Here is a 13,011-nt window from a genome sequence, read left to right on the forward strand (position 1 = left end):
TTGAAGGGATAAAAGAGGCCCAGAACGTGTCGGCGCGTAGCGTAGGGGTGTCGGGGGGAGGCTGCGAAGCAGTTCCCCATGATCCTCATTGACACTCCTGCGAAGCTGGAGTTTCATTATGAGCAATAAACTCCAAATCGGAATCATTGTCTCAACCATATGGAATGATGTCATGGCCAGACGCCCTCGGAAACCACGCGGCACAAGAAAACCACGTCAACCAAAAGAGCGTCAACTTGCTGGAACGGGTGCCATCGTCACGAATTTTCGCCAATCTTCGCGCGCCAATTTGAAAGCAGCCACACTACACCAGACAAAACGAAACCCTGACGGCTGGTCTGCGATTGACCTTGATCGTGTGCACCTCAATGAGGTCTGGGTAGGGTCCGGCATGCACATTCTCAACGATGTGAACGCCTATATGAAAGACGTGGTTGAGCCGACATTTAAAAACTCGTCAGGCTCTCCTTTTTGCACCATCATCCTCGGTGCCTCACCAGAATATTTTCGACCAGATGGCGGTGCTCCAGGAAGCGAAGACCCGAAACGTCTGTCGGCTTGGAAGACGCTCACAAAGGCATGGATCGTCGCAACCTTTGGAGACGACTTGGTCTCTGCCATTTACAATGGCGATGAAACGACACCCCATGTCCACCTCGCGATCTGTCCAACTTATATGAAACGATCTCGCAAACCTGACCGCAAGAAAGCAGGGGAAACCGACGAAGCATTCAGGCAGCGCTGCGAAGATTGGAAGACAGAGATCGGCACAAAAACATTGAGTTGGTCATCCAACCATGTCCTTGGAAAGTACAACAGCTTTGGACAGCTGCGCGAATCCTATGCAGAAGCGATGAAACCACTCGGGCTTGAATACTCGCTCGCATCCTTTGAACCAGCGCAATACCCAAACCCCAGCAACAAACGTGAGTACGTCATTGAGCTGGAGGAACAAAACGAAGCTGAAGTGGCCCAACTCCAGGAGGAACGACAAAAACTAGCCGAGGAACGCGAAGCCCTGCGCAAAGAACGTGAAGCGTTTGAGGCCACAAAAGATGACCTCATGCGGGAAACACTGGAAACAGGCACGGCCAATGCCTTGCGCATTTCAAAGGCGACCGTGGCTGCAAGCGAAAAAGTCGCTGGGCGTTTAGAGGCAAATGCAGCCGAAAAGGCCAAGCGACTTGAGGCAGAACGCACTGCGGAATGGGACGAACGAGTTGCGCAGCTTGTGCAACGTGAACGCACATTCAAACGCGAGCGCATTCAAATGAAGGAAGAGATCAACTGGATATCGAATGCTCTAACCAACATCGCTTTCGCATTCGAAGCCATTTTTGACGGCACTTTCGAACATGTTCTTGAATCTGATGCTTTCCCCTCAAGCAAAGCAACGGATGACCTTTTTGAACGGCGCGCAGGCAAGCCCGATAAAGGCGACAGATATGAGTTCCTGTCGACCCACTTCTCAAGCGGCGATCCGATCCCTCTGCCCGCAACCATCAAGTCCATCATTCATGACACGTTCTCGCGCATTCGCAGATTTGTGTCAGAGTTTATCGAACAGCTCAAGCGACACAAAGAACGCAAACGTGAGGTAGAAATTCTCGAGAAACAAAAGCGGCAGACCCAAGAAGACCTCAGCGGGGCACTACGAGATCTCAAACAAACCCGTGCAAATCATCGAGCTGCCGAAACGGCCGAGAAAGATGCCCAAGCGGCATATGGAAAATTGTCCTCAGACATCATTGACCTCACCAGCAAAATGGCCCCCCTCCGACCAGCCTATGAAAGCCTTAAATCTTGGACCGATGAGCTGACCGGCTTGAAACCGATGGATGAGGATTATTCCGCTGCAAATCTCTGGCTCAGGAACTGGCTCAACGGTGCAGATATCGGAAATGGCACGCTGCACTCTTTGACTGTTCGGTTGCAGCATGCTGACTATCGCGCGGCTTTCGCTAAACGTGTGGCAAAGCGCGGCATCCCTTGTGATGTCTCCTCTGACGATATCCGAGAGAGATGGGCGGCCTTATCTAGGGTGAGCCGAGACTCTCTCCAAACCTTACTGTGTGAAATGGAGGTGATGGAAAACAAAGGCGAGCTTCCGATCGTGTGGACTGAGGCTGTGCTCGAGCCGCTTGCGTCCCAATTCGCAAAAGAACGTGCCAACAGGACAACGCACCAAATGCCAGAACTTGCAAAACTGTTCTTGGGGCTCCCCGATGAAATCAAAAAACGCACTGAGGCGGCCCTCGATGCCAATCCAAAACCAGCATCAACCAGCAACGGCCCAAATATGAGATTTTGAGCCTTTTGCCTCGTGGATAATACGATTACTCTAACAGCCCTGCATCCTGCATCTGCTCACGATCTGGTAGGTCGCGTAGCGTTTCCAACCCGAACAGCACGAGAAACTCTTCGGTGGTGACGAACGTATAAGGCGCGCCACGCCGAGGTGATCGCGGACCCGTCCCGATCAGACCACGCGCATGTAACCGTCCAATCAGGTCACGGCTGATGTCCTTGGCGAAGACGTCTTTCAACCCCTCACGCGTGATCGGTTGGTGATAGGCAATTGCAGTCAACACAGCGACATCAAGCGTGCTCAGGTCCAGCCGCTGCTCACCAAGGTCCGCCGCGGCTCGGATCGCCGGCGCATAGGCAGATCGGGTCCGGAACATCCAGCCACCAACCACTTTGGCAATTTCAAAAGACCGGCCAGCAAGGTCAGCACAGAGATCTTCGATCAAAAGATCGACCGAAGCCTCCTGCCCCACCACCTTTGCCAAATCCTCGCGCAGCACCGGCGAAGCGCTGGCAAACAGCACGGCCTCAATCCGTCGCATCCATTCGCGCCAGCGCAGTTCTGGCGGCAGGTCAGCCAGCTCGCGGTCAAGTTCAGGCTCAGGGTGTTTCTTAGCCATAGGATTAGACCCCATATAGTCGAAAGGTGTCGCGGCCAGTAAGTTCCCGCACTGCCCCCAACGCGCCCAACCTATCGCAAAGACGTCGTGCCGCCCGATCAGGCAAAGGCAAAGCCATTGGCGAAACAGCATCCCGCGCCAGAAACATCTCAACGGCAGCGCCCGCCGCTTTCGCCCGCAACTTCGGCGCGACCGCTTTCAGATGCACCGCACCACGCGAAAGCTCCGCCCCAAAGCCGACAGCCTCACAAGCCGAAGAGACTACCGCGCGATGATATACCAATCGCAGATCATCACCACGCTTACGAAGGTCAGCATGTTTTAGGCCCGCAGCCAGCAGCGGAACCAGATGGTCCCACCCCAGCCCCTGCGCCAAAGCAGCGTCTGCAAGGATCAAGGCTGAAACCTCCGCGCGCGGCGCATCCATCAGGACGGCTTCAAACACAGCGGCAGCGCGGTCCACCGGCGCACCCTGCCCCGCGTCGAGCCAATCGACGACCTGCGCGACATCAACTTGAGGCAGAGCGCGATGCAAGGTTTTGATCGACAAGGGCCTCTCGATCGCGCGCCGCCATTGCAGATAAGTCTCCCCTGCCGGACCGGGCAGGTCGCCTGGACGCATGAAGTGCAGAGCATCACGCAGGTCGCTTGCGCGTTCAGGTCGCCCCGCAAAAGTCATACAGGCTTCGGCTGCCCGTAGCGCCAAGCGGTCTCTCAACAACTCCTGAGGCACGTCACCGCACATCAATAGAGTATGCAGATGCGACAACGCTGCCCCTGATAAAAACGCCGCATCTTCAAGAGTTTCGGCACATCCAGACGGAATCCAAGACGGTATTCGGAACACTGTATCTAGACTCGTCCTTTGCGGAATATATTCGATTTTCATACGAAAATCGTAATCCATGACGGCGCTTATGGCTAGATATTTTCCATCAAACCGCCTCAGCTTGTATGATCTATTTACGTCCAATAAGTTTGTATTATCGGACATAATAAAATAGCCTAAAATCTATGTCGCGCAACGCCCCAAAACCCGATGAAATTGCCCTGCCAGCTGATGTTTCCGGCTCAGGCACCATGGATCGCTTGGTTACCACCGCGCGCGATTACGCACGCATGGCCGTGGCGGACAATACCAATGCGGCTTACAAAACAGACTGGTCGCAATTCGCACGCTGGTGCAGGCGTCGAGGCGCAGAACCTTTACCCCCGTCCGCTGAGTTGATCGGGCTTTACATGGCCAATTGTGCCGCTCCAGATGATCGCTCCCCTGCCCTGTCTGTGGCGACCATAGAGCGACGTCTCTCTGGGCTTGTGTGGCATTACAAACAACATGGCTTTGCGCTGGATCGCAAGGATCGCCACATCTCGACTGTGCTGGCGGGCATCCGGCGCAAGCACGCCCGCCCTCCGGAGCAAAAGGAAGCCATCCTGCCCGAAGACATCCGCGCCATGGTTGCGACCTTGGGGTTTGATCTGCGCGGGCTTCGGGATCGCGCTATTTTATTGCTGGGGTTTGCAGGCGGATTACGGCGCTCTGAAATCGTCAGTTTGGATATGCGCAAGGGCGATACAATTGACGGCAAAGGGTGGGTCGAAATTTTGGACGCAGGGATCATTTTGACCTTTCACAGCAAAACCGGTTGGCGCGAGGTTGAGATTGGTCGAGGATCGTCGGATCAAAGCTGCCCTGTGCATGCTCTTGAGCAATGGTTGCACTTTTCCAAAATTGACCTTGGTCCCGTATTCAGGCGCACGGCGCGCAATGGCAAACATGCGCTTGAGGCGCGGTTGTCGGACAAACATGTGGCACGGCTGATTAAGCAAACCGTCTTGGCCGCGGGCATCCGATCTGATCTGCCTGAAAAAGAACGGCTGACTTTATTTTCTGGTCATAGCTTGCGAGCGGGGTTGGCCAGTTCAGCCGAAGTGGATGAGCGTTATGTGCAAAAACATCTTGGACATGCCTCCGCTGAAATGACCCGCCGTTATCAACGCCGCCGAGATCGGTTCCGTGTGAACCTGACCAAAGCTGCGGGACTATAGATTTTGTATTTCTAAAAAGTTTGTTTCGCACGCGAAACAAACTGCAATGAAGTCATTGCCCGACGCGACCGTGTGCGACGCGTCGGGCTTTCCGTTTAAAGCAACACCTTACGGGATAAGGCGTGCGATGATCGCGTCTGCGGCCTCTTCAGGCGTCATTGCAGTTGTATCGATCCGCATGTCTGGCGATTCAGGATGTTCGTAGGGGCTGTCGATGCCAGTGAAGTTTTTCAATTCACCCGCACGTGCTTTCGCATACAGGCCTTTGACATCGCGGCTTTCGGCCACTTCCAAAGGTGTATCGACAAACACTTCAACAAATTCGCCCGGCTGCATCATAGACCGCACCATGTCGCGTTCTGAACGGTAAGGCGAAATGAACGCGGTGATCACGATCAGGCCCGCATCCGTCATCAACTTGGCAACCTCACCAACGCGACGGATGTTTTCCACCCGATCAGCTTCGGTAAAGCCAAGGTCTTTGTTCAAGCCATGACGCACGTTATCGCCATCCAGCAAGAAGGTATGGCGGTTCATCCGCGCCAGTTTTTTCTCAACGATGTTGGCGATGGTCGATTTGCCAGATCCAGACAGACCTGTCAGCCAAAGCACGGCTGCTTTTTGGTGCTTCATCGAGGCGTGGTGATCACGGCCCAAGTCAGTGGCTTGCCAATGCACGTTTTGCGCACGACGCAATGAGAAGTGCAACATACCAGCCGCGACAGTTTGATTGCTGATCTTATCGATCAGAATAAACCCGCCCAGATCATGTGACTCTTCGTAGGGTGCGAAAGGAATTTCGCGGTCTGTCGTGATATTGGCGATGCCGATGGCATTCAAATCCAATGTCTTGGATGCAAGGTGTTCTTGCGTGTTCACATTCACTTCGTATTTGGGTTCTTGCACGGTGGCTGAAACGGTTTGTGACCCGATTTTCATCCAGTAGGCACGGCCAGGAACAAGCTCTTGCTCGTCCATCCACACCAATGTGCTTTCAAACTGATCAGCAACTTCAAGCGGTGATTTCGAGGCGACAATCACTTGACCACGCGAACAATCGATTTCATCTGTCAAAGTTAGCGTGACAGATTCACCGGCAACAGCCATGTCACGGTCGCCATCAAAGGTGACGATCTTGTCGATGGTTGATGTTTTTCCTGATGGCAAAACCCGCACTTCATCACCGGGGCGCACTGTGCCAGAGGCGATCAGGCCAGAAAAACCACGGAAATCAAGGTTCGGGCGATTCACCCATTGCACAGGCATGCGGAAAGGTTCGGCTTGCTCGAGGCTATCTTCGACAGACACTGTTTCAAGGTGCGGCAACAAGGATGTGCCTTTATACCAAGACGTGTTTTCACTCGCGCCTGTGATGTTGTCGCCTTTGAAACCTGAAATCGGAATCGCTGTGAAGTCTTCGATACCGATAGTGTCAGCAAATTCGCGGTAATCAGAAACGATTTGGTTGAATGTATCTTGATCGTAATCCACCAAATCCATCTTGTTCACAGCCAAAACCACGTGGCGAATGCCCAGAAGTTTCACGAGATAGCTGTGACGGCGGGTTTGGGTCAAAATGCCTTTACGCGCATCGATCAAAATGACGGCAAGGTCAGCCGTTGAGGCGCCTGTTACCATGTTGCGTGTGTATTGCTCATGGCCCGGCGTATCGGCCACGATGAATTTACGCTTTTCGGTGGCAAAGAAACGGTACGCCACATCGATGGTGATACCTTGCTCGCGTTCTGCCGCCAAACCGTCAACCAAAAGCGCGAAATCAATTTCTTCGCCTTGGGTGCCAGAGCGTTTGCTGTCGGCTTCGAGTGTTGCAAGCTGGTCTTCAAAGATCATCTTTGAATCGTACAACAAGCGACCGATCAAAGTGGATTTGCCGTCGTCGACAGAACCACAAGTGATAAAGCGCAGCATGGTTTTATGCTGGTGTGTTTCAAGATACTGATCGATGTTTTCAGCGATCAAAGCATCTGTTTTGTAAATAGGATCCGGGGTCGTCATAAATAGTCACCTGAACTGAAAGGGCAAAAATGAAGGCGATATCTGGCGCATTGAGCGCCTAGAAATAGCCTTCCTGCTTTTTCTTTTCCATCGACGCCGCTTGATCGTGGTCGATGGCGCGGCCCTGCCGCTCGGAGGTTGTGGTCAACAGCATTTCCTGAATGATCTCAGGCAATGTTGTCGCCTCACTTTCCACTGCACCCGTCAGCGGGTAACACCCAAGAGTGCGGAACCGCACAGAGCGCATCACAGGTTCTTCGCCATTCAGCGGGAAACGGTCGTCGTCAACCATGATGGTCAAGCCATCACGAACGACAGTTGGACGCATCGCAGACATGTAGAGAGGAACTATTTCGATCCCTTCCAGATGGATGTACTGCCAGATGTCCAATTCGGTCCAGTTGGAAATCGGGAAAACACGAACGCTTTCGCCTTTGGCTTTACGCGCGTTGTAGATGTTCCACAATTCAGCGCGCTGGTTTTTCGGATCCCAACGGTGATTGGCCGAGCGGAATGAGAACACACGTTCTTTCGCACGCGCTTTTTCCTCATCACGACGCGCACCACCAAAGGCCGCATCAAAGCCGTATTTATTAAGCGCCTGCTTTAGACCCTCGGTCTTCCACATATCGGTGTGCAAGCTGCCGTGATCAAACGGGTTGATACCGCGTTCCTGCGCTTCTGGGTTTTGGTAGACCAACAATTCCATGCCAGCATCTTTGGCCGCTTTGTCGCGCAGCTTGTACATTTCTTGGAATTTCCAAGTTGTATCAACGTGCAGCAAAGGAAAAGGCGGCGGTGATGGGTAAAAGGCTTTTTTCGCCAAATGCAACATGACAGCACTGTCCTTGCCAACGCTGTAAAGCATGACTGGGTTTTCTGTCTCGGCGACGACTTCACGCATGATGTGGATGCTCTCGGCTTCCAAACGCTGAAGGTGTGTGAGGGTTTTGTTGGCCATAGGCCCTCTCTAAATCTGCTAAATTGAGTATTACCTGTATTTACCCTTGCCTGCCTCAGCAATCACCCCCCATATGGGAGGTATATTGTAATGAGGCCATATGTCAGACGAAACCCAACTTCTTACAGCGCTGTTTATGGCCTCGACAGGCCTGCCAGATGAGGCCCGTGCCGAGTTCAAATCATCTGAGGCCCCTCCCCAAAAGGCTTGGTCCCATTTCCTGAGGGTGCTGGCAGATATCACTCATGCAGACAGCGCAGAATTGCATCTGATCGAAAACAATCGATCCGTGCAGAGCTGGCAAGTGGGTGATGATTTAGGGGACGCAGACTTAACCGCAAGCGACAGGATGCGCACCAGCCGCGTGTATTCTCAATCAGACCACCCTAGTGCGCTCAAATCGGATCTACCGCTGCGGGCCATACGGTGGAGGGTCGCGACGGATGCTTGGGGGATAATCACCCTCAAACGTCGCACAGACGATTTTCGCGCAATAGATGGCCAACATCTGTCCAACCTGTTGCCCTATCTCGCCCCTGCTGTTCGGGCATGGCAAAGCCTCAATCGTGAGCGTGCGCAAGCAGAGCTGACACATCAAATCTGTGCCGACCTCGGCGCGGGATGGATTGTGTTTACCCCCACAGGTCAAGTCACTGCGATGGCCTTAGGGCTGGCAGAACAGCTTGGGAAAGTGGCGAACATTGGCTTGAGCGGCGAAGGCCGGCTACGCCTTACGCCTGTAGCGGCACGGGATTTGCGGGATGCTTTAGGCGCTATTACAAATGGAAATTCCGGTCCACACAGTGTCTGGCTTTGCTCATCCCCACGGGTGCAAATGATCCTCTCGACCCAGCATCATGCTGGCACTATGGTTTTGGTGGGACGGATACGTCATGATGTGAAGGCAAGCGCCCTGCCCTTGTCACAAATCATGGTCGCCTTTGATCTGAACCGCAGCGAAGCCCGGCTTGCGGCAGCGCTATGTGATGGTCTCAGCCTGAGTGACGCGGCTCAAACGCTGGGTTGGACAATAGAAACAACCCGCAGCACATCAAAACAACTTTTTGCTCACATAGGCGTCCGTGGCCAACCCGGTGTTGTACGCGCCATGCAAGCCAGTGCAATTTGGTTATAGTTCCGCGCGTCTTATCAAGATCGCAACGTGATCTATTTTTGTTTCGCGCGCGAAACAAATGCCAAGAATTGGCAAATCGCGTTTTTACATCCGGCGCGCTTTCAGCCACTTGTTCAAATCTTTTATCAGGGCCTCGTCAACGCCCTCCCCCGTGAGTTCCGCACGCCCATCTTTTGGGTGAAAGGTGACTTTAACTTGGGTCGTAGTCTTTAACCCTTTAGGATGAGCCACTTTCGCGCGCGCTTCAGTCAACAACACAGCCATTTCGGCCTCAGCTGAAGTCGGCTTTGCTTGCGCTAGTCGCGCCTTCATCGCTTCGGCATTGGCGGGGTCCGCCTGAATTCTTTTGACCAATTCAAGGCCTGTGCGTTCGCTCAAGGCAGACGGGAACTGCAAAGCCCCGTCTAGAGTCTCAACAAGGGTCATAAAGCTTTTGATCTTGGAACGTTTCGCACGCGAAACATTTGAAAACAGAGTCTGAAGGGCTTTCTTAGAGTCTGTATAGACCCCCTCCTCCAAGGCTTTGACCACGACGCGTGCTCGTTCATAAAAACTGATGTCAGAGCGAATTTCGTTTTCTTCCACCATCGCGACATAGGCATCCGAAGAGGTTTTAGGCTGACGCACAATCGCCAAAACTTCAGGTGCGCCAATCTCGGACAGCGCAACCATACGGCGCCAGCCAGAGATCAAACCATAGCGCGGCGTCGTCTCTGCGCCACGATCCACCACTTCAATGGGTGTTTGCTGCCCACGCGCTTTTAGGCTGGATTTGAGCGCCTCAAGATCATCGCTATGGACATGAACGCGGTCACGCACCAGATGCCCCATATCGACCTGCGACAACGCCAGAACTTCAACAATACGGCCTTCAGAGCGCGCCTTAGCCACCATGTCGGTCATTTCAGTGAGCGCCGCAGTCATCGCCGCTTCGCCTGCGACATGCGCGATCGGCGGGCGGCTTGTGGTTTTGGCTACACCCATCGAAAACATCGCTTTGGTCTCAGGGGCTCGCGCGTCAGTTTTGGCTGCATTCGAGTCAATTTGGTCATTGCCACCAAGAAAATCTGAACGGGCAGGGGTCAGTCTTTTACGTTTCGCCATGCGTCATCTCCTGTGCGTCTATCTCGTCCCGCCGCCAGCTGCCCAAGAGCAAGCGTTTAAACGCTGCATAGGTTTCATCAAAGGTCTGTCGGCCACGGGCATAGGTCTCGCGGTTAAAGTCCCTATAGTCGGCTTCATAGATGCCATTCACTTGTTCGCCGGCTTGACCGATCAAGGCAGTGAAATCTTGTCTATGCGGGGATAGCGTTTTGCCCAAATAAGCCTGCATCAAAGACCCTAACTCACCTTGCTGTGCCCCATCGTAGCGGGTGATTACGGTGCGCACGGCGTCCCATTCAAAACTCAATTCCTCGCGGCCCAAAGCCCGCGCCGCCATGTTTTCCCCGTCCTCGATAGATTGGAAGGTGGAATGCAGCATGTCAAAAAAACGGCCTGTGGAATCGAACTCCAAGAATGACGCCCCAAGAGGCACGAGCAAGATGTCCGAGGCGGCCAAGCCGTTGATCGTCAGATAGCCAAGGGCAGGGGGGGTATCGAGGAACACGATGTCATAATCATCAAGCACCCCGTCGGCCTCCAGCACATCTGTGAGCGCATCCCAGAGTTTCCAGCCGCGGCCTTGCATCCGCCAGACCGGAATTTGAAATTCGGACCAGTATAAATTTAGCTGCGCACCTATCAAGTCGATGTTGGGCCAATGGGTGGATTGGATCACGTCTTGGGCTTTGACCTTCAAGGCCTCTGTGAGCGTCTCATCAAGGGGCACAGGGGCTTCTCCGCGATCCATACGAGACTGGTTGGCCTGACGCTGGTGTGTGGCGTAGTGGCGGGCCAGAAGCGGGAACACAGTGCCCCACTCGTCTTCGACCTTGCCACCAAAGATAGAAGTCATCGATCCTTGGCTATCCAGGTCAATGACCAAAACCTTATATCCATCCAAAGCCGCTGACATGGCCAGATGTGCTGCCGTGGATGTTTTACCAACACCGCCTTTGAAATTTGCGACAGCAACGATTTTGGCAGGCAGGCCTTTGGGCCGATAGGGGACATATTCTTTGCTCTTAGAACCTTCAGCTGCGAAATGCGCGCGAAGTTTGAGAACCTCATCAAGCGTGAACCATTTCGCGCCGCCATCGGTTTCAGAGCTGCCTTGGGGTAAATCTGGGTTTGAGCGCAACACGCGTCTGAAATGCGGTGTGGCAACAGGGATCAGATAACGAGTGATTTCCCATGTGGAAAATAGTCTAAGCTTTTTGTGACCGGCTTCGTTCATCCCGCGAGAGGCAAGATCATCACGTCCACGACTGCAGGCTTCTGCGATACTGGCAAAGCCTTTTGTGTTCACCGGTGTTTCAAGATCAAGCATGGCTTGGTCAGGATCGATGTTGAAATAAGGGGGTTGGATGGTTCCGTCTTTGGTCATTGCCAAACCTCATATGCCATGTTTTCCTTAGAATACTGCAAAAAGCAGCACATGGAAGTAAAACCGTACCATTGCGAATCAATTTGTTGAAATTGTTGCTACTTTTTGAGGTTCAGTAGGACCGCAATTGAAGGTCTGAAAAAAAATGCAGTGTTATATTTAAGTTATTTATTAGTTAAGGGGTCAAGGTGAATTCTATATCTATATGAAACAAAACAAAAAATATGGGATCTGAAAATCATAGGCGACTCTGAACCCACGATAAGGTGACTCTGAACCCACGTTCAAGCGACTCTGAACCCACGTTGGAAAGACTGGACCGTTCAAGCTCCTATCTTTAAGCTGGGTGTTAATAAAACCCCGAAGGGGAAATGGCGAATTTGCTTCAATGATGAGCAGTCAGGGACAAGAATGGCAGGCGCAGTGACAACTGCTGGGGCAGGGGGGCTTTTACCCGATCGGCATCCGCAGATTGATTTTTTTCTTTGCGACATCTTTGATGCCATTCCCAAGGATGATTTGGCGACGATGGAACATCCGATGTTCTCGCTGTCTACACGCCCTGATCGACGTATTTTGTCTTACGAGCACAACGGAACGCAGATCGAGGTCACGCCCTCTGTTAAAGGTCTGGCGACAATTCACGACAAAGACATTTTGATTTTTTGCGTCAGTCAATTGATGGCGGCGCTCAATATGGGACGTGCCATCAGTCGCACGCTGACCTTGACCGCCCATGATCTTTTGGTGGCCACTAACCGTGAAACCAGTGGGGATTCTTACCGGCGTTTGACGGAAGCGTTTGACCGTCTTGCGGGGACGCGGATCAAAACCAACATCGTGGTTGGTGATCATGAGGTGACGTCTGGGTTTGGCCTGATTGAAAGCTGGGAAATTGAGCGGAAAACCCGTGGCGGGCGGATGCTGAATGTCTCTGTCACCTTGTCGGAATGGCTGTTTAGAGCCGTTATGTCGAAATCTGTTTTGACGCTCAGTCGTGATTATTTCAGGTTGCGCAAACCGCTGGAACGGCGGGTTTACGAGTTGGCGCGTAAACATTGTGGCAAGCAAGATTATTGGCGCGTGTCTGTGTCAACGCTGTTGAAAAAATCAGGCTCGGCCAGCCCGCGTCGTGTATTTCGCAAAATGATCCGCGATATGATCGAGGCCAATCAACTGCCCGATTACGAGATCGCAGAAGAAGAGGGCGACATCATCCGCTTTACAACGCGCGCGCGCGTGTTGGAAAACGATGGTCCGACGCTTGGGCCATTACCAGTGGCTGCGTTCGAGCGCGCGCGCGATATTGCGCCTGGTTGGGATGTCTATGCGCTTGAGGCGGATTGGCGTGCCTACTGGGCGGCCTCTGGCCACCCGCGATTGCATTCCGCAGAACAAGCGTTCTTGGGCTACGTCAAAGTGCGTATGGCCAAGA

Annotated in this window: 10 protein-coding genes; 4 read left to right on the top strand and 6 right to left on the bottom strand. The window is 53.1% G+C overall.

Features of this window, described 5'->3' with window-relative positions:
- Positions 1–118 precede the first annotated feature (118 nt).
- Positions 119–2,311 carry a plasmid recombination protein gene (locus KO503_RS15180; RefSeq protein ID WP_215992401.1) on the top strand — a complete coding sequence of 731 codons (2,193 nt, stop codon included), beginning with the start codon at positions 119–121 and terminating at the stop codon, positions 2,309–2,311.
- 25 nt (positions 2,312–2,336) lie between these two features.
- Here the strand turns inward: KO503_RS15180 and scpB are convergent, their stop codons facing one another.
- Complete coding sequence (scpB, locus tag KO503_RS15185) at positions 2,337–2,927, bottom strand: SMC-Scp complex subunit ScpB (RefSeq protein WP_215992402.1); 591 nt, start codon at positions 2,925–2,927, stop codon at positions 2,337–2,339.
- Between the two features lie 4 nt (positions 2,928–2,931).
- Positions 2,932–3,834: a DUF1403 family protein gene (locus tag KO503_RS15190; RefSeq protein ID WP_252731122.1), complete on the bottom strand. Its 903-nt coding sequence runs from the start codon at positions 3,832–3,834 to the stop codon at positions 2,932–2,934.
- A 107-nt stretch (positions 3,835–3,941) separates the two neighbouring features.
- On the opposite strand from KO503_RS15190, the gene KO503_RS15195 reads away from it, so the two are divergent.
- Positions 3,942–4,976 (top strand): tyrosine-type recombinase/integrase, encoded by a 1,035-nt coding sequence (locus tag KO503_RS15195; RefSeq protein ID WP_215992403.1) that lies wholly within the window; start codon positions 3,942–3,944, stop codon positions 4,974–4,976.
- Between the two features lie 108 nt (positions 4,977–5,084).
- Here KO503_RS15195 and cysN read toward each other — a convergent pair whose 3' ends face one another.
- Together cysN and cysD are read right to left on the bottom strand one after the other, a co-directional pair.
- Positions 5,085–6,992, bottom strand: coding sequence for a sulfate adenylyltransferase subunit CysN (gene cysN, locus KO503_RS15200; protein ID WP_215992404.1), 1,908 nt, complete (start codon positions 6,990–6,992; stop codon positions 5,085–5,087).
- A gap of 58 nt (positions 6,993–7,050) precedes the next feature.
- Positions 7,051–7,953, bottom strand: coding sequence for a sulfate adenylyltransferase subunit CysD (gene cysD / locus KO503_RS15205; RefSeq protein ID WP_215992405.1), 903 nt, complete (start codon positions 7,951–7,953; stop codon positions 7,051–7,053).
- Positions 7,954–8,053: 100 nt separating this feature from the next.
- Between cysD and KO503_RS15210 the strand changes: the two genes are divergently transcribed.
- Positions 8,054–9,088 carry a helix-turn-helix transcriptional regulator gene (locus tag KO503_RS15210; protein ID WP_215992406.1) on the top strand — a complete coding sequence of 345 codons (1,035 nt, stop codon included), beginning with the start codon at positions 8,054–8,056 and terminating at the stop codon, positions 9,086–9,088.
- Between the two features lie 84 nt (positions 9,089–9,172).
- Here the strand turns inward: KO503_RS15210 and KO503_RS15215 are convergent, their stop codons facing one another.
- Positions 9,173–10,192 (bottom strand): ParB/RepB/Spo0J family partition protein, encoded by a 1,020-nt coding sequence (locus tag KO503_RS15215; protein ID WP_215992407.1) that lies wholly within the window; start codon positions 10,190–10,192, stop codon positions 9,173–9,175.
- On the bottom strand, positions 10,179–11,576 hold the full coding sequence (locus KO503_RS15220; protein ID WP_215992408.1) for an AAA family ATPase: 1,398 nt from the start codon (positions 11,574–11,576) through the stop codon (positions 10,179–10,181). The genes KO503_RS15215 and KO503_RS15220 overlap by 14 nt, the downstream gene beginning before the upstream one ends.
- 411 nt (positions 11,577–11,987) lie before the next feature.
- Between KO503_RS15220 and KO503_RS15225 the strand changes: the two genes are divergently transcribed.
- Positions 11,988–13,011, top strand: a 1,024-nt coding sequence (locus KO503_RS15225) for a replication initiator protein A (RefSeq protein ID WP_215992409.1), incomplete at its 3' end; no start/stop codon positions are given.

The organism is Pacificibacter marinus (assembly GCF_018860505.1).
GTDB classification, from domain to species: Bacteria; Pseudomonadota; Alphaproteobacteria; order Rhodobacterales; family Rhodobacteraceae; genus Celeribacter; species Celeribacter marinus_B.